Here is a 17,825-nt window from a genome sequence, read left to right on the forward strand (position 1 = left end):
CTGCATAGATCGCCATCCAGCGATTGTGAAGCCCCATAACTCACGCCATTTGCGCCGCGATCAGGCGCGCGTAACGGTCATGCCACGCCATCAGTTGATCATGACGACCTTCCTCGACGACCACACCCTGCTCCAGCACAACGATCCAGTCGGCCTGGCGCAGGGTCGATAATCGCCGCGAAATGACGAGCAGGGTCCGGCCCGGCCGTATCTGCATCAGGGCCGCCTGCCAGGCCCTTTCATCCGTCAGGGTCAGGGCGGACAGGGTTTCATCCACGACCAGGACCGGCGTCTTTTTCAGCAGGGCACAGGCCAGGGCGACGCGCTGGCGCTCCCCGGCGCTGAGGCGTTCGTTCCAGGCCTCATAAGGCGTGTCATAGCCCTGCGGCAGGTGCATAATCGCCTCATGCACCTGGGCCTGGCGCGCGGCCGCTTCCAGCTCGGCGACTGACGCATCCGGTCGCGTAAAAGCAAAATTATCGCGCAGGCGCTCATGGCGCAGCATACAGGCCTGCGGCACCACCGCGACCAGATCGTTCAGTGCCGCCAGCGACAGGTTGCGAATATCGCGGCCATCAAGATGAATGGCGCCGCCAGCGATTTCCCACGGATGCCGCAGCAGGTGGGCGCAACAGCTTTTTCCGGCACCGGCAGGACCGGTCAGGGCCACCATCTGCCCCGGCTCGACCTCCAAGCTGATATCCTTAAGCAGCTCGGGACCGGCATGCCCCTGATTAAAACACACCGCTTCAAAGCTGATCGCGGATGCTGCCCTTACGCGGCCATCGATCCGCGGAAAAGAAATGACGGGGATCGCTCCCGTCAGGGCCTGATCGTCGTGCATGTCCGTGCTCCCGTGAGGAAGCCCAAACATTGACCGACCGACGGTCGGTCGTCAAGCGCTTTTTGATGAACGGAAACAACAACGGCCACGCCTGGATTATCAGACGCGGCCGTTTGTTTTCTTTTTAACCGACCTTAGCGGTAGGACTGGATGCGTGTCGTGCGCAGACCGGCCATGCCGTGGTTCTCGATCGCCTTCTGCCACCCCAGGAATTCCTCAGAGGTAATGCTGTAGCGTTCGCAGGCTTCATCGAAGGTCAGCAGACCGCCACGCACGGCAGCCACAACCTCAGCCTTGCGGCGGATCACCCAGCGTTCCGTGCCGGCGGGCGGCAGGTCGGCCAAAGTCAGTTTTGCCCCGGTAGGACCAATCACGTATTTTTCGCCTTTGTTATCGCGGCGTTGCTCTTGAAGCATGGCGTTTTGCCTTTGTTACCATCACATAAGAGCATCCTACACGACCTCCTTAAACATCCGCTTAATCGCCATAGTAAATATGGTATTAATATTGATGGAGGTCACGTTAATGCTTTGTTTATTATGATGTACAGCTCGCCAATCAAGTTTAACGCGTTTTAATGAGTTCGTTACTTAAGTATAAAGAAGAAAGAAGCGATCAATACTCAATCAACCGCCTCCTGCTTCAGGTTTAGCGCTTGCCCTACTAGCGCTTGATCGCCAGCAGTTCCTGCAGCATGTCGTCCGCCGTGGTGACGATCTTCGATGCCGCCGAATAGGCGCGCTGGGTGGTGATCAGGCCGGTGAATTCCTGCGCAATGTCGACGGTCGAGGCTTCCAGCGTGTCCGCCTCGACGCTGCCGGCGCCGTTCTCGCCCGGCACCTTCAGCGAATAGGCGCCGGAGTCGGTCGAAACCTTGTAGGCGTTGCCGCTGACGGCCGTCAGGCCGTTCGGGTTCAGGAAGGTGGCCACGGCGATCTGAGCCAGATCGCGCGTGTGGCCGTTATTGTAGATCGCGGTGACCAGGCCGTCCTTGGAGATTTCGACGTTCGACAGGCTGCCGAATTCAGTGCCGTTGGCCGAGATCGACTTGGTGGTGGTATCACCGGCCAGCTGGGTGATGCTGCTGGTGCCCGAAGTGCCGAAGCCCATGGTGATGGCCTGGGCGTCGGCGCCGACATCGGTGTTCCAGTGGACGCCGGAGGTTTCGGAAGAGGCGCCGATTGAGAAGCCCGAATCCGACAGCAGGTTCGGCAGGGTGCCGCCATAGGTCGAGGCGTCGGTCGACAGGTTGCCGTTCGAGTCAAAATAGAGCGAACCGGTATCGATCTGGTTCAGGCCGTTGTCTGAGGTCACGTCATCGGACGAGACTTCATAATACCACTGGGTCATGCCGTAGGCCGGATCGGAGCTATCGGTGACGACATTGCCCTTCAGCAGGGAGATGGTGACCGTATGTTCCTGACCGAGCGAATCCGAGATGCTGGCCGAAATGGTGCCATCCGGCTTGGTGCCGGCACCGGTGCTGGCGTCATAGATCGACATGGCCTTTGAATAGGTGACCGGCGTGGTCGAGGTATCCGAAGCCGCGACGGCGCTGGTGGCGTCATAATCGCCGCTGCTGACCGCGTCCGAGATCGCCGTATTCGAGTCCAGGTTGGCGGTGAAGGTGACCGCCGTGGTGGCCGAAGCCGCATTGGCCAGATCACTGACATTGATCGGCGCCAGCAGGTTGGCATCGGTCGCCGAGGTGGTGATGTTGCCGCTGGAATCAGCCGGCCAGCCCTGCAGGTAATAGCCGCCGGAATTGACCAGGTTGCCTTCGGTATCGGTCGTGAACGAACCGTCGCGGGTGAATAGCAGCGAGCTGGAAGAATCGACGTTGCCCGCCGCATCCGAAACCGCGAAGAAGCCCTGGCCGTTGATGCCCAGGCTGTAGCCTGAGGTATCGCTGTTCAGTTCGCCCTGGTTGGTATTGCTCTGCCGGTTGACCGAGACCACACCGCCCGACGTATAGGAGTGCTTGTTGCTGGTGCCGCTGACCAGGTCGGTGAAACTGGTGGTGACGCGCTTGTAACCGGTGGTATTTGAATTGGCGATGTTGTTCGAGATGGTGGCAAGGGCCGTGGCGTTCGCCGCGAGCGCGGTAACCCCGGATTGCATGGCGCTGTTGATACTCATGTGTGGTACTCCCGGAAGCGGTAGGGTGGAATGGGGTTTGAAATCAGGAAACGCTGGTGACGCTGTCGATATCGACGGATGAATTGCCGATCTTGAGAATGGTGTTGCCGTCCTCGGTTCCAGCGGAGGTAACGATGCCGGTCAGGCCGACGGAACCATCGACAGCGCCAGCGCTATTGGAAGCGGAAATGCTCAGTGTGTAACTGCCGGCGGCGACGGCATTGCCCGAGCTGTTCTTGCCATCCCAGGTGAAGCTGTGCGTGCCCTCGCTGAGATCGTCGGCGGAGTCCGACCAGACGGTGTTGCCATTGGCGTCCTTGATGGTCAGGGTGGCGCGGGTGGCGTCATCGTCCAGATCGTAGTTCCAGGTGGCCGAGCCGCCGGAAGAGACCGTCGCTGTGTCCTCGTCCGTGCCGATCGTCTTGCCGATATAGCTGACCGCCGAGGTCAGCGATCCCGAGCCGGTGCTGGCATTTGAAGTCAGCGCATTGGCGATGGTTTCGAGATACTGGTTCGACTTCATCTCCTGCTCGACCGAGGAATACTGCACCAGCTGGTTGGTCCACTCGGTAGTGTCCATAGGCGACAGCGGATCCTGGTTCTGGACCTGGGCGGTCAGGAGCTTGAGGAAGGTGGTGTAGTCGGAGGTCAGGGTTGAGGCATCCGACGAAGATGATGACGAGCTGGTCGTCGAAGAGGAGGATGTGGCGCTGGTAGTGGTGACCATGACTCTGTTCCTAAACGCTGAGATCGAGCGCGAGACGCGACGTGGATTGACGATATTTCAGGCGGTCGAGCGAGGCATCGATGGCGCTGTCGAGCGCCGCCTGATCTGCCTCGTCAGCAGCCGCCTGGGTGCTGGCCAGCTGGCGGGCCAGGTGCTGGGCCTGTTGCTGGTTATTGGAGCCCTGCTGCCCCTGCTGCATGTTCGACTGGGCGAAGGCGTTCTGCTGCTGTTGCGAGGACGACTGTGAATTGCCGGAACCGTTATCGTCGGCACTGCGGGCATTGGCATTGACCGCGTGGCCCTGGGCCTGAGCGGCTGCTTCGACCTTCTGGCGAGTCGAGAAGCTTAAGGAATCGTCCGAAAGCTGCAGGCCGGCATCCTTCAGCTGCTGGCGCAGATCGCTCTCGCGGGCGCTGAACTCGCTGGCCGTCACTTCGGAATCGAAGGTCATGTGCGCCGTCGTCTTGCCGTCGCTGCCGATGCTGAGCGACACCTCGACCTTGCCGAGATCGGCCGGATGCAGTTCCATATTGAACTTGGTCACGCCATCGGCATTGCGCTTGTTGATCTGCACGCTGAGGGCATTGAGATTGTCGGCGGCGGTCTGCGACAGCAGGCTGGTATTGGCCGTATCTGTCGTCGAAGCGGTCGTATCGGTCGAGGCGGAATGGCTGACCAGTGAGAAACCGGACGGTGTGGCCGACGGCGTGGATGCAGAACCGGATTCGGTTGTCGTCGCGGTCTCAGCGTTTGCTTTAACGGTCGTCTTGCGGCTGCTGGAAGCGAGCGACGATGGCGTCGTCTGGGCGGCGACTTGGGTGGTGGTATCCTGGGGCGTCGCGCCTTGCGCCTGACTTGAAAGCGAGGTGGAGAGCTTGTGCAGGCTGGTTTCGGCTGTGCCCTTTGCTACGGCAGCATCGGCCGATGTCGCCGAAGTGTCGCTGACAGACGTATCGCTGGTTTCGGCCGCAGTCGCAGACGAAGCGGCGATTGCCTGATCCGGCTTTGACTGGACCTGCCCGGCCTGTGCCAGCTTTGCGCGCATATTCGTCGCCGTGGCCATCTGGTCGCCATTGCCCTGCGCGGAGGCGGCCTGGGTTTTCGACGCTTCGGTCTGGGCAGTTTGGGTTTGGGCAGCTTGGGTTTGCGCGGCCTGAACGGCGGCCTGCTGGGCCGTCGCATCGGTTTGGGCCGCCTGTTGAGCGGCCGCGTCCGCAAGAATCATAGCCGCGGCGTCCGCCGCATCCGTTGCGTCGTCAGAGTCAGCCGACTCTGCCTGTTGCGTTACAGAGGCCTGCTCGATCTTCTTGCTTTTGCCTTGAACCGGCGCCGGCGTTTCGGTCTGCGCGGGAGCAGCCGATGCCTCGCTGGCCATCGTGGTTTCAGCTTTCACGACGGGCGTCGCCACGACCGCAACCGCTACCGTTTCGGCTTGAGATGTCGCGGTCGTCTGATCCTGGCCGCTGGATATCTGGGTTTGCGTGGCGACGGCATCGGCAGCAGGTTTGGCCGCCGGTTGAGCGATCTGCGGCAGGGCAGGCTTTGCTTCGGCAGCAGCCGACGTTTCCACGGCAGCCTGCGTGGTATCGGCGGCAGCGTTCTGGACATCGGTGGTCTTCGTAGCCGCAGGCGTAACGGTCGGCGTGGTGTCGGCAGGCGCGGTCTGCACATCCGCCGAGGCGGGAAGCATCTGCGAAACCGCAGCTGGCGCTTCCGTCAAGGCGGTTTCGGCCGTCGGCTGGGCAGCCGTGGCGGCGCCAGTGCTGGTGGTGCTGTTCGTGTCCGGCGTCTGCATGACCGGCGCCGGGCTCTCCGTTGCCTGAGACTCATCAACCGCAGGCAACTGCGCCTGCACCAGCAGAGTGCTGGCCGACACAAGCCCCGTATCGTTCACCGTATCGCTGTCGGTTTCGCTGTCCGTACCTGACTGATCCGTGCCGGTGGCCGTCACCGCAGCGGGTGCCTGGGTCTGGCCCGAATTCTGGTCCGCTATCTGGGTTTGCGCAGTGCCCGGCGTAGCTTCGTCGTTCGCCGCCGACAACAGGCTGGCGAAATCGGCCCCGGCACCCGAATTGCCCTGAGCCGGCGCAGACGCATCCCCGCCGGTGGAGGCACCGGTCGCGGCCATGGGCAGCAGGGAAAAATCGATAGGCGCAGGCATTTGTAAGCAGGGTCCGCGAAAACATCGGAACAGCCGGTCGCGTCTTGCAGTCGGCGGTCAGGGCGAAGTCAACGCATTTTGCGCATCCAATCCAAAGCCATCCTGCAAACGCCGGGCCAGTCGTTAACCATCTGATTTAAATATGATTATTGTTCTATTAAGGATTGAAAACCGTCACCTTTTGCCGAGGGAAGGTCAAATTTGCCTAGGCCCGCCTTTTTTCGCGTCTCGATCGGCATTTCACGGCCGTTATATACCCGTGAGAAACCCTCCCCTTTTTGGCACGCGAATTGAAAGTGTTAACGCCAGACGCCTTAACACTTGCGACGGAAAAACAGTCAAGTTTATGAAAAACATGACCTTTTTTAAATTCAACCGTAACGGGACCCGGTCATTTTTGCCGGGTTGCCAGCAGGGTTTGCCTAAGGCGACCGGGCAAATTATGTCAATTCCGACATATGATGCCGTCGATGCCACCTTCATGCGCACGCAAAACGCGCCCGCGGGGAGTCCAGAATGTCATCTCTAGCCTCGATCATGAATATCGGCGTGTCCGGCCTGAAAACGGCCCAGGACCAGCTGCACGTCGTTTCCGACAACATTTCCAACGTCAACACGCCGGGCTATATCCGCAAGGTCGCCACTCAGACCGCCACGGTCACCGCCGGTGTCGGCATGGGCGTCCAGTCCGGCCAGGTGACGCTGGCCGCTGACAAGTTCCTGCAGTCCGCATCGCTGAAGGCGACCTCGGCCGCCTCACAATCCGATATCAGCTACGAGCTGCTTGACCAGATCCAGTCGCAGTTCGGCGATATCACCGACAGCAACACCCTGTTCGGCAAGGGCAGCGCGATTCTGTCGTCGATGTCACAGCTGGGCGAAGACGCGACCTCCAGCGCCTCGCGCCAGGAAGCGGTCACCAATGTGTCGAGCTTCCTCTCCGAAGCCGACCGGATCTCCACCAAGATCCAGACCATCCGCAGCGATGCCGATACGCGCATCGGCAGCGATGTCGGCTCGGTCAACGACCTGCTGAAAAGCATTAGCGGCCTGAACAGCACGATCTCTGGCGCCGCCGTTTCCGGCGCCGACACCACCGGTGCCCAGACCTCGCAATCGGGCTATCTCGATGATCTGTCCAAGCTGGTCGATGTGCAGGTCACCCAGGAAGCCAATGGCGGCGTCACGGTTCGCACCCAGTCGGGCACCGTGCTCGTTTCGGGCGGCAAGGCGGCTTCCCTGAGCTATACACCGGCCACCGGCGTCGATGCCACGACCAGCTTCAAACAGATCACCTTCACCGGCGTCAATGGCGAGACACGCGATTTCGCCGACAGCCTCAGCTCGGGTGAAATCAAGGGCCTGCTCGATGTGCGCGACAACACTTCGGTGGCGGTCAACGATCAGCTGAACGAGTATGTCACCCAGTTCACCAACCAGATCAACGCCGCGCACAATGCCTCAAGCGCGGTGCCGGCGCCGACCTCGCTGACTGGCAAAAACACCAGTCTGACCGAGGAAGAGGCCGTGACCGGCTTCACCGGCGAGACCAATATCGTCACCCTGGATTCATCGGGCAACATCACCCATAAGATGACCATCACCTTCGATAGCGATGGCAGCGGCAATGGCAGCTATACGATGGACGGTTCCGGCGGCGGCACCTTCTCGGCCTCAAGCTTCGTCGATGATATCAATAGCGGCCTCGGCGGCGCCGCCACGCTCGATTTCACCGACGGCGTGATGTCGCTGACCTCCGGCGGCTCGGATGGCGTGGCCATTGTCGATTCCGCTGAAGACGATACCAATGGCGTGACGCCGTCCAGCAAGCTTGGCCAGGGCTTCTCGCAATATTTCGGCATGAACGACCTGATCACGTCAGACGTGCCGACCAGCGCCCAGACCGGACTGACCGGCAGCAGCGACCACGGCTTCACGGCGGGCGACAAGGTCAACTTTGCCGTCAAGTCTGCCAATGGCGCCACCATCGCCAATATCGAATACACCATCCCCTCGACCGGCGGCACCATGTCCGACCTGGTCACAGGCGCGGGCGGACTGAACGATACCTCAAGTGGCCTCGGCCGCTACGGCAGTTTCTCGCTCGACAGCAACGGCCAGCTGACCTTCACCGGCTACGGCAGTCCGGCCAATACGCTGGAAGTCACCGGCGACAACACCTCGCGTAACGGCACCGGCGCTTCCTTCACCCAGTTCTTTGGCCTGGCCGACAGTTCCGGCAATGCCGCCACCCACTACAGCGTCGCCACGCGCATCCAGAACAATGTCAGCAACCTGTCCCTCGCCCACGTCAATCTCGACGCGGATAGCGGTGTCAGCGCGCTGAATAGCGGCGACGGCTCCGGCGCCCTGGCCATGTCCAACATCGGCTCGAATGCGGTGACCTTCAATGCCGCGGGCATGAATGCCGGCGGCACCTCGACGCTCGACCGCTACGCCTCCGATCTGGCCGGCCAGGTCGGCAATCTGGCGGCCTCGGCCCAGACCACCAAAGAAACCAATGCCTCCCTGCTTACCGAGGCCAATTCACGGCGCTCCAGCCAGGAGGGCGTCAATCTCGACGAGGAACTTGTCAACCTCACCACCTATCAGCAGGCCTACAGTGCCTCCGGTCGCCTCGTCCAGGCAGCCAAGGACATGTACGACGTCCTGATCAACATGATGGGTTAAGGGAGATATAGATCATGCGCATTTCAACTTCCGAATCCTGGAACAACGCCCTCGGCAACCTGCAAAGCGCCCAGGAACGCCAGCAGACTGCTACCAACCAGGTCGCGACGCAAAAGGTCGCCACCGACCTGGGTGGCTATGGCCGCACGTCCGAAATCATCGCCTCCTATCAGTCGGCCCTGTCACGCACCAATTCCTATCTCGATGTGACGGATACGGTCGCTAACCGCCTGGACAGCCAGGACCAGGCGCTCACCACGACCAGCGACGCCGTTTCCAGTGCCAAGGATTCGCTCATGAGCTCGCTGGCCAGCGCCTCCGGCACCACCCTGATGCTCGATCTGCAGGGCACCTTCTCCTCGGCCATTTCCGGCCTGAACTACCAGCACAACGGCCAGTACCTCTTCAATGGCGGCAATGACAATGCCGCGCCAGTCTCGATCAGCAGCATGTCGCAGCTGGCGAGCGTCACCTCTTCCGATGATGTCTTCACCAACGGCACTGTGAAGAAGACCTCTCAGATCGACACCAACACCACCATCCAGACCGGTATGCTGGCCTCGGATATCGGCGGGCAGCTGATGTCACTTTATAAAGAGATCCAGGACTATAACGACGATCCGACCACCGGCCCGTTCGGCGACACCCTGACCGATGACCAGAAGACCTTCATAACGACTAAGGTCCAGGAATTCGGCGATCTCTATACCAGCATGCTGCAACAGGGGGCGCTTAACGGTTCACTCCAAAAGCAGGTCGAAAACACGCAAAGTTCCCTTCAGGGGCAGTCGACCTCCCTGTCGCAACTGGTGGACGACAAGACCTCGGTGGACATGGCCAAGGCCTATTCCGACCTGACACAGGCCCAGGTGGCGGTACAGGCCTCGGCGCAGGTGCTTTCCACGCTCAATCAGTACAGCCTGCTTAACTTCCTGAAGTAACCCGCCGCCCTTCGGCATCGATCATCAGCTGGCCGTCTTCCCTGGCGAAGGGGCCCGGCGGATAGCGGTCGATCAGGTCGAACACGATTTCGGACGGACGGCACAGCTTCACCCCGCGATCGGTGACGACGAACGGCCGGTTGACCAGGACCGGCGTTTCCAGCATGGCGGCGAAGATCATCTCGTCGCTGACATCCGCCTCCAGCAGCCCCAATGCCTTCGCCGGCGACTTGCTTTCACGCAAGGCCTGGCGTGGGGTCAGGCCGGAGGCGGTCAGCAGGGTCAGCAGCAATTCTCGTGTCCAGCCGACCGTGAGATATTCGACGACTTCCGGCTGGTAGCCGGCCGCTTCGAGCACGGCCAGCACATTGCGCGAGGTGCCGCAATCGGGGTTATGGAAGATGATTGGAGGCATGCGGATATCTCAACCTGTGTCTGCTGTGCATAGCGCTTTTCCGCATCATATCAAGACGCGGGGCAATTTGGCTGCAAGCCCCAATCGGAATAACTCTGTTTTTATTGCGCTTTTGGGGTGGACCTTCCGGTCACGACCGCTATTCTAGTCATCTGCCGTTCATCCGCGACGGCTAAGACGGGGGACCGCGTGGCCTTGGCCGCGCATCCATGAAGGGCCTTTACCGGTTAAGGCTCGTTTCAGGGAGGCTTTGCCCCATGATCAGCCTTTTAGCCAGCCTGCTTATCGCCGCCGAGGCCGTGCCCGCTACCATTCCTGCCGCGGCACCTGATGTCAATGCGCTCACGGGTTTCGACACCGCCGCCTGCGAAGGCGAGGGTGATGCGCGGCAACTGCCCCGCCAAAAAGCGATCGCACAACTTCTGCTGCGCTATCCCATCGTCATGGATATTACCGATTTCAGCGCCCCGCAGACACCGCTGGCGCAGCGTGTCGCCCAGGCCTGCGCCGACGATACCTGCCCGGTGGATGGCAACAGCTATGTGAAGCTCAACAGTACGGTCGCGGCCGTGCTCGCCTCACGTGAAAACAGCCAGCTGCGCCTGAGCTGGACCGGCGAAGGCCCGGAACCCGCCAGCCGCGCCGAACGCATCGCCGCCTTCTTCGACCTGTCGCGCCCGACCTATACCCTGACCTGCCTGGGGGCTGCGCCTCTGCCACCGACACCGGCGACGGTCGTGGCCACCGCACCTGACGCCGCGCCTGGTGACGCCAAGCCCCCCGAAGCGGCCAAACGCGCCACCAGCTCGCAGTGGCGGATCGCCTCGACAATCAGCGAAACGGAAAAAGACGACTACACCAAGCGCGATCCGGCCCGCCTGACCTATACGGACAATGCCTCGGATTCCGCGCCCGTGATTTCCGCCAAGGGCACCCTCGCCGCGCCGGCCATCGTCACCTGGGGCGATGAGGCCGTGGCCACCAAGGGCTTCGGCGATATTCGCCCCTTCACCAGCTACGAACGCATCTCCAATGTCGATGTGTCAAGCGAGGTCAACAATCTCGATGTCGGCCTGCGCGGTCATTTCCGCTTTGCGCGCAATGACGGCAAGGAGGCCTATATCGGCGGCCTGACCGCCGCCTACGAAACCGATGACCGTTTCGATTCCTCGCTCACCCGCTTCGAAGCTTCGCTCACCCTGCCGGTCAAGACCTGGATGGACGCGAGCTTCCCGGCCCTGAGTTCGGCCGCGAACAACGCCCAGTGCGTCATCTGCCAGACCACCAGCATGACCCTGGTCACCGACTATGTCGATGTCGGCGATCCCGGCGCCAAGGCCTCCCTGGTCGACCTGCCGCAATATGCGCGCGCCGGTTTCGACGCCCAGTGGGAGGTCCGCCTCAATCGCGGCGCCGACAAGCCGGGCTTCGGCCTGAACCTGCAGTACAGCCGCCGCGCGGACCTGAGCAACCAGGGGGCCACGGCCGACCGCCTGATCTCACGCGCCGCCTATTACCCGACCCCGCAGAGCCACTATGTCTTCGGTCTGGAATACGACAAGGGCAAGGACCTGACCTCGCTGACCGGCATCGACAGCTGGATGTTCACATGGGGCTACCGCCAGTAAGCTTTAAGCCAGTAAACTTTAAAGAACATAAGTTTTAGGGGCCATACCCTAGCAATTTACTCGGTTTTCCCTTATCTAGCGGCCATGACCGTCTGTGCAGTCCCGCTTATCCAATCGGCCGATCTTGACGCCGCCATCGCCGCCACCCGCCTGAGCGTGGGGCTGCCGGAGGGCGCGCGCGTGGTCGCTGCCATGTCGGGCGGAGTCGATTCCACAGTCGTGGCCGCCCTGCTCCACCAGGCCGGCTATGAGGTCATCGGCGTCACGCTCCAGCTTTACGACCACGGCGCGGCGCTGAAAAAGACTGGCGCCTGCTGCGCCGGCCAGGACATCCACGATGCCCGCATGGCCGCCGAAAAGATCGGCATCCCGCACTATGTGCTCGATTACGAAAGCCGCTTCCGTGACAGCGTGATCGAGGAATTCGCCGACAGCTACCTGCGCGGCGAAACGCCGGTGCCGTGCATCCGCTGCAATCAAAGCGTCAAGTTCCATGACCTGCTCGATGTCGCCAAAGATCTCGGCGCCGAGGCCATGGCCACAGGGCATTATGTCGAACGCTCAACGGACGGCCAGCTGCGTCGCGCCGCCGACACCTCGCGCGACCAGAGCTATTTCCTCTTCGCCACCACGCGCGAACAGCTCGATTTCCTGCGTTTCCCTCTGGCCGGAATCCCCAAGCCGCAGGTGCGCGATATCGCTATGCAACTCGGTCTGAAGATCGCCCACAAGCCCGACAGCCAGGACATCTGCTTCGTGCCGGAGGGCAAGTACACCACCCTGATCGACAAGCTTCGTCCGCAGGGGCGCGAAAAGGGCGATATCCGCCATATCGACGGCCGCGTGCTGGGCAGACACGAAGGCATCACCGGCTATACGATCGGCCAGCGCCGGGGCTTGAACATCGCTGTCGGCGAGCCCTTGTTCGTGACGCGCATCGACCCGGACCAAAAAGCGATCATTGTCGGGCCGCGCGAAGCTCTGCTGACCCGCGCCCTGATCCTGAAGGAAACCAACTGGCTGGGCGACGAAGCCGACCTGCTGGCCGCCGCGAAAGCCCAGAAGCCCGTGCTGGCGCGGGTGCGCTCCACGCGCCCGCCCGTCCCGGCCCGCCTGATCGCCAATGACAGCGGCGTGGAGGTCGAATTCGATGGCGCGGAGGAAGGCGTGGCGCCCGGTCAGGCCTGCGTGCTTTACGACCCCGCCGATGACGGCCGCGTCCTCGGCGGCGGCTTCATTGCGTCGACACGGGCGGCCGCTTTGTAAGATCGCCCTGCGCATGACTTTACGGATTGCAAGAAATAATATACCCGCCCCTTACAAGTAAAAGGCGGGTATATAGGTTTTATCCCGACTAAAGCGCCGATCTGACTCATGTCAATTCAATAGCACTTTAATTCAGCGTAAAAGTCGCGTTGTAAGTATTAGCATCAAATCTGTAAAACGGTGCGAGGTAATAACCTGTAGGGCAATAATCAGGCTTTCCTGAATAGGAAAAATTTTCAGATTTTACGCAATAATTATATACAGTCTCACCTGTAGCCTGAAAATATTGCGCTGGAGAAGTAAACATAACTGCGGCTATATCATGATAAGCCAGTGACGCATCCCCAGTCATAATTTTTGTACAATTACCATTATAGAGCGTATACCAGCCATCCGTTTGATAATACAAGCTGCCTACCGCCCCTACGCCGGTCCGATATGCAAACGATATTGTATAGCCTGTATTATTACAAAGCACAGCGTCCGCTGCGGCTGGTTTAGCCCCCAGAAGGCATACACAAAACACCGAACAAATCGCCAAAGCGATGGTCTTAAATCTAGATAAATTCATAACGCCCCCTCGCATTGGTTATTGGTTAATTCCACTGGTAACAGTCATATGATTGTTTGCAGGCTGCCCTTTATTTTTATTGGCTTCATCCAGATGAGCCAATCTTAACCTCTCGTCATCCGCGCTTAGCGTACTGACCGGGCTCATAACTCTTATACCGGCAACATTCGGGTTCACCCCTGCCGATTCCATGACTGTTGCCGATGTTTTCAGGTATTGATTGAAATCAGCCGCTTGACCTGCAGTCACTTCAGCATCCACAGGCATTTGTGCCTTGGCAATCAGCAGTCCATTGGCAAACGACAAATAACTATTAACGCCATTCCCGACAGTTTTCACGATCCTGACAGTGTTAGCGCCACTACTCAGAGTCATATCATAGCCCGTAAGCTGATTTGCATCTGCTTTATTAGGCTGGGGCTTTTCATCGGCATAACACACAGGCGAGGCCGCCAAGCCCGCGCCCGCAATTGCGACGACACAGGCCGCAATAATTTTACTAGATGGTGTAACGGTCCGGTCGCCGCAGACCCTGTTAAGGGTGGTGGCCTCCCGGTATGATGGTTTTGCGGCGTCAGTGTTTGGACTGCGCCAAGCATCATAGGAGACCACCATGTTGTACTATACGGGTATCGACGTTTCCTTGGAAGCCTCGCATCTATGCGTGGTTGATGAAGCCGGGGTTGTCGTGAAGGAGGCCAAGGTTGCCAGCGAGCCGGAAGCGCTTGTGGTATGGTTTTCGGCGTTGGGCTTTTCGGTGAAGCGGATTGGGCTTGAAGCTGGTCCTTTGTCTCAATGGCTTTACACGGGATTGAAAACGGCGGGACTGGATGTGGCTCTTCTTGAGACACGGCATGTCCGTGATGCCTTTCGCTCGATGCCGGTGAAGACGGATCGCAAGGATGCCCGTGGGATAGCGCAGTTGATGCGCTTGGGTTGGTACCGGCAGGTACACTGCAAATCGGTCGATGCGCAGGACAACCGTACGCTTCTGGCCGCCCGCAAAGTCCTGCAGTGCAAGTGGCATGATCTTGAGATGAGCCTGCGTGGCCTTTTACGTGGCTACGGCTTGAAGGTGGGGGAGACAACCCGCAAAACCTTCGCGCCGAGGGTGCGCGAACTTGCGGCAGATGTCCCGGGGCTGGCGGAGGTCACTGACGCCCTTCTCAAGGCCCGAGCGGTTCTGTTCGAACAGTTCCGCGTGCTTGATGCGCGGATGATTGTACGCGCACGCAAGGACGAACGTGCGGGCTTGTTGATGACGGTTCCCGGTGTCGGCGCGCTGATCTCGCTCACCTTTGTTTCCGCGATCGACGATCCAGGCCGCTTCCGATCTTCGCGATCCGTCGGCGCCCACTTCGGCCTGACGCAACGCAAGTACCAGTCGGGCGAGACCGACATCACCGGTCGCATCTCCAAGTGTGGAGATCAGGAGGTTCGCACTGCCCTCTATGAGGCGGCGAACATTATCCTGACCAGGCCGGTGAAGGGTTCTCAGCTCAAGAGCTGGGCCGCCAAGATTGCGCAGCGATCAGGCATGAAGAAGGCCAAGGTTGCGTTGGCGCGCAAGCTGGCGGTCGTAATGCACAGGATGCTGGTTGACGGCGCCTGCTTTGATCCCGTCCTCGCGGCGGCGTAGGGAGATTTATAAAGAGCTTTCGGGCGGGTAGACCGTCACGCCCGATGGCAAAGTCCCGTCGCCGGGACGCACGGATCAGGTCAGGCCGTTAAGACGGGAGCAGCCCGTTAGGTGACTGCGCGTTACTAGATTGGTCGGCCCGATTCGTTAGGACAACCATCGGGTAGCGCCTCCACGGCGACTACGTACAGAAGCATGAAACCGGCGACGAGATTAAGCCTTATCGGGAGTTGACAGAGGGCCCGTTACAGAAGCCATCTTATGTCTCCACTTTGCAATTAAGCAAAAATTAAGGTTGCATACGCCCCCGACACGCGCAATCAATTGAAGTCGACAAATTCTGCCGAACGCAACTTTTTGACTCACATGTTGCATATAAAGCGCAAATTATTCTGCAAGCATAAGTCATGACAAGGTCTCGCATGTGCCAAAACATTCGAGATTACCCTTTCCTTTCCTCACTTAAAGCTTAAGCGAAACAATAGTCATAAAATTACTTTTCACACTGTTTTTACTACTTATTTTATCCCAAAACCGCATAAAATGACATTGGATCAGAACAATCTGCACACGGAGCGAATGCGATTTTCTGCAGAGCTTTTCCAGACAAGGCGCCTGTGTGGTGGGAAACGACGCCACCAAATCAAATCAGAGTTGCAACAAAGCTCACATAATATATGGTATACAATTATGCCGCAGGAGGGTCGATGAAGACGTTCGTCCGTTTAGCACTTTGTCTGTCACTGTCACTGATGCCAATGCTGGCTTTAGGCCAGGAAACCGCCCCTCCCCCGGTTGAGCCGCCCGAAACCGTTATTACCGTCACGGAAAGCGCCAATCTGCGCGCTCTGGCGGACCAGCAGGGCTATGACGGCCATACGCCGGTCAACTATCTTTTCATCGTGCCTGCAAAGACCAATATCATGGGCAAGCCGGGCGGCGGCACAGGCATAGACACCGGCAAATGGCCTGAAGACGCCTCTGTCGTCCTGCTCGTTCGCGGCAATGTCTATGGCGGCGGCGGCAATGGCAGTGATGGTGGCGACACGCCGATGGTCCGTGATGGTAGCCGTGGTGGCGACGCCATCTTCGTCCAGAGCCAGCTCGGCATCGTCATCTCGCCAGGCGGCTCTGTGAAGGCCGGCGGCGGCGGTGGCGCTGGCGCGGATGGTGTCGGCTCCGGCGGGGGCGGCGGCTTCCCCAATGGGGCTGGCGGACGAGGTGGCAGCGCCCTCCAGGGCGGCGACAGCGTTATCGTGGCCGGCAACCAGGGCTATTACGGCACCCCCGGCGGCGGCGGCAGGGGCGGCCAGCGTGGCAACACCGGTGGTGACGGTGGCAATGCCGCCATGCCGGGTCAATCCCTGAACCGCGTCGGCGGGGGCGAAGGCTTCGCCATCCGCACAAACGGTAATGACGTAGTGCTCGATAACCGCGGCGACCTGCGCGGCCAGATCGGCTAAGTGCCCCGACTAATCTACGTTTGCGCTATACCAGTCACCGCGTGCGGCAACCTCGACCGGCATGCCGAAGAGTTCAGTCAGGTGCGTGCTGTCGAGCAGGCCGGCCTTGGGGCCTTCGTGCAGCACACGGCCATCACGCAGCATGACGATATGGCCGATCTCCGGCAGGATCTCCTCGATATGGTGCGTGACCAGGATCAGGGTGGTGCCGGATTGCGCCAGCCCGCGCAGGCCTTCCAGGAAGACGCGCCGTGACGCCGGATCGAGCCCGGCGCAAGGCTCATCGAGCAACAGGGCCTTCGGCCTGTGCACCAGGGCCCGCGCGATGAGTACGCGCCGCGCTTCGCCGGTCGAGAGCGTCGACATATCGCGTCCGATGAGATGATCGGCGCCGGCCTGAACCAGGGCTGCCCGACTGCGTTCCCGCATCTCTTCCGTGACGGTGTGCTGCTTCCATAATCCCCGCGCCGCGAAGAAACCGGAGACGACGCAATCGAAGACTTCCAGCGGCGGATGGGCGTCGAAATCGAGCTGCATGGACGAGGAGACAATGCCCATCAGGCTTCGCAGCTCGGTGACGTTCCATTTCTCATGCCCGAACAGCGAGACATGCGCGCCGGCCAGCGGGTAGAGCTGGCGCGTGATCAGCTTGACCAGGGTCGATTTGCCGGAACCGTTCGGCCCCAGAATGGCCGTGTGCTGGCCGGGTTCGAGCCGGAGCGTCAGGCCATCGAGCAGATGGCGCTTGCCCCGCACGACACTGGCATCACGAATATCGACCATGGCTTCAGACATAGGACCTACCTTTCGGCGCGGTCCTTAGCAGGTCAACGGACTTAAGTCGCGGTGCAATATGCCCATAACGGCATTCTTGATCCGCCTATTCGTCCGCCAGACTGCGCACCAGTTCCAGCAGTTTGCGGCGGTGCTTCGGCGACCTGATGCGCGGGAAACCGGCGGCCAGTTCAATGCCTTCGGCCGTGGTCAGGAAGTAATGGACCAGCCTCCCGGTCTCGGATTCATTGAAGCCCTCGGCCAGTTCGCTCTCCGAACAGCCATCGAAGAAATATTCGACCGGCACCTGCAGCGCTGTCGATATTTCGAACAGTTTCGAAGCGCTGATCCGGTTGGCGCCGCGTTCATATTTCTGAACCTGTTGAAACGTCAGGCCGATCCGGTCCGCCAGCCCCTCCTGGCTGAGCCCCATATGCCTGCGCCGCAGACGGACTCGTTCGCCCACATGCAGATCGATCGGATTGGGACGCTTCTCTTCAGGGGTCATCGGGCGCTCATTCAAAAAATGCTCGATCGCCACGAAAAACGGAGACCGTTATGGCGAA

General features: G+C 60.2%; 16 protein-coding genes. 6 read left to right on the forward strand and 10 right to left on the reverse strand.

Annotated elements, in window-relative coordinates; genetic code table 11:
- Positions 1–40 precede the first annotated feature (40 nt).
- The 5 genes from QM647_RS02320 to QM647_RS02340 all read right to left on the reverse strand — a co-directional run bounded on the left by QM647_RS02320 (position 41) and on the right by QM647_RS02340 (position 5,871).
- Positions 41–844: an ATP-binding cassette domain-containing protein gene (locus QM647_RS02320; protein WP_414993855.1), complete on the reverse strand. Its 804-nt coding sequence runs from the start codon at positions 842–844 to the stop codon at positions 41–43.
- Between the two features lie 134 nt (positions 845–978).
- Positions 979–1,260, reverse strand: coding sequence for a DUF1153 domain-containing protein (locus tag QM647_RS02325; RefSeq protein WP_414993856.1), 282 nt, complete (start codon positions 1,258–1,260; stop codon positions 979–981).
- Between the two features lie 247 nt (positions 1,261–1,507).
- The gene (locus QM647_RS02330) at positions 1,508–2,983 is read right to left on the reverse strand and encodes a flagellar hook protein FlgE (RefSeq protein ID WP_414993857.1); all 1,476 of its coding nucleotides are present in this window, start codon (positions 2,981–2,983) and stop codon (positions 1,508–1,510) included.
- A gap of 43 nt (positions 2,984–3,026) precedes the next feature.
- On the reverse strand, positions 3,027–3,710 hold the full coding sequence (locus tag QM647_RS02335; protein WP_414993858.1) for a flagellar hook assembly protein FlgD: 684 nt from the start codon (positions 3,708–3,710) through the stop codon (positions 3,027–3,029).
- Positions 3,711–3,720: 10 nt separating this feature from the next.
- Complete coding sequence (locus QM647_RS02340) at positions 3,721–5,871, reverse strand: flagellar hook-length control protein FliK (protein WP_414993859.1); 2,151 nt, start codon at positions 5,869–5,871, stop codon at positions 3,721–3,723.
- Between the two features lie 516 nt (positions 5,872–6,387).
- On the opposite strand from QM647_RS02340, the gene flgK reads away from it, so the two are divergent.
- Entirely contained in the window at positions 6,388–8,562 is a 2,175-nt protein-coding gene (flgK, locus tag QM647_RS02345; protein ID WP_414993860.1) for a flagellar hook-associated protein FlgK, read from the forward strand.
- Between the two features lie 14 nt (positions 8,563–8,576).
- Positions 8,577–9,503 carry a flagellin gene (locus QM647_RS02350; protein WP_414993861.1) on the forward strand — a complete coding sequence of 309 codons (927 nt, stop codon included), beginning with the start codon at positions 8,577–8,579 and terminating at the stop codon, positions 9,501–9,503.
- On the opposite strand, the gene QM647_RS02355 is transcribed toward QM647_RS02350, so the two are convergent.
- Entirely contained in the window at positions 9,487–9,918 is a 432-nt protein-coding gene (locus QM647_RS02355) for an arsenate reductase family protein (RefSeq protein ID WP_414993862.1), read from the reverse strand. The genes QM647_RS02350 and QM647_RS02355 overlap by 17 nt on opposite strands.
- Positions 9,919–10,175: 257 nt before the next feature.
- Here QM647_RS02355 and QM647_RS02360 point away from each other — a divergent pair, with 257 nt between their 5' ends.
- Positions 10,176–11,546, forward strand: coding sequence for a hypothetical protein (locus tag QM647_RS02360; protein WP_414993863.1), 1,371 nt, complete (start codon positions 10,176–10,178; stop codon positions 11,544–11,546).
- An 84-nt stretch (positions 11,547–11,630) separates the two neighbouring features.
- Positions 11,631–12,812: a tRNA 2-thiouridine(34) synthase MnmA gene (mnmA, locus tag QM647_RS02365; protein WP_414993864.1), complete on the forward strand. Its 1,182-nt coding sequence runs from the start codon at positions 11,631–11,633 to the stop codon at positions 12,810–12,812.
- Between the two features lie 127 nt (positions 12,813–12,939).
- Here mnmA and QM647_RS02370 read toward each other — a convergent pair whose 3' ends face one another.
- Together QM647_RS02370 and QM647_RS02375 are read right to left on the reverse strand one after the other, a co-directional pair.
- Complete coding sequence (locus QM647_RS02370; RefSeq protein WP_414993865.1) at positions 12,940–13,383, reverse strand: DUF1036 domain-containing protein; 444 nt, start codon at positions 13,381–13,383, stop codon at positions 12,940–12,942.
- An 18-nt stretch (positions 13,384–13,401) separates the two neighbouring features.
- Positions 13,402–13,839, reverse strand: a complete 438-nt coding sequence (locus tag QM647_RS02375; RefSeq protein WP_414993866.1) for a hypothetical protein — start codon at positions 13,837–13,839, stop codon at positions 13,402–13,404.
- Positions 13,840–13,996: 157 nt separating this feature from the next.
- Between QM647_RS02375 and QM647_RS02380 the strand changes: the two genes are divergently transcribed.
- Together QM647_RS02380 and QM647_RS02385 are read left to right on the forward strand one after the other, a co-directional pair.
- A complete protein-coding gene (locus QM647_RS02380) occupies positions 13,997–15,022 on the forward strand; it encodes an IS110 family transposase (RefSeq protein ID WP_414993867.1) in 1,026 nt (341 codons plus the stop codon).
- A gap of 707 nt (positions 15,023–15,729) precedes the next feature.
- Positions 15,730–16,485, forward strand: a complete 756-nt coding sequence (locus tag QM647_RS02385) for a hypothetical protein (protein WP_414993868.1) — start codon at positions 15,730–15,732, stop codon at positions 16,483–16,485.
- 9 nt (positions 16,486–16,494) lie between these two features.
- On the opposite strand, the gene QM647_RS02390 is transcribed toward QM647_RS02385, so the two are convergent.
- Positions 16,495–17,280, reverse strand: a complete 786-nt coding sequence (locus QM647_RS02390) for an ABC transporter ATP-binding protein (protein ID WP_414993869.1) — start codon at positions 17,278–17,280, stop codon at positions 16,495–16,497.
- An 85-nt stretch (positions 17,281–17,365) separates the two neighbouring features.
- The gene (locus QM647_RS02395; RefSeq protein ID WP_414993870.1) at positions 17,366–17,767 is read right to left on the reverse strand and encodes a helix-turn-helix domain-containing protein; all 402 of its coding nucleotides are present in this window, start codon (positions 17,765–17,767) and stop codon (positions 17,366–17,368) included.
- Positions 17,768–17,825: the final 58 nt, after the last annotated feature.

The sequence above is a fragment of the Asticcacaulis sp. genome (assembly GCF_047605585.1).
GTDB lineage: Bacteria > Pseudomonadota > Alphaproteobacteria > Caulobacterales > Caulobacteraceae > Asticcacaulis.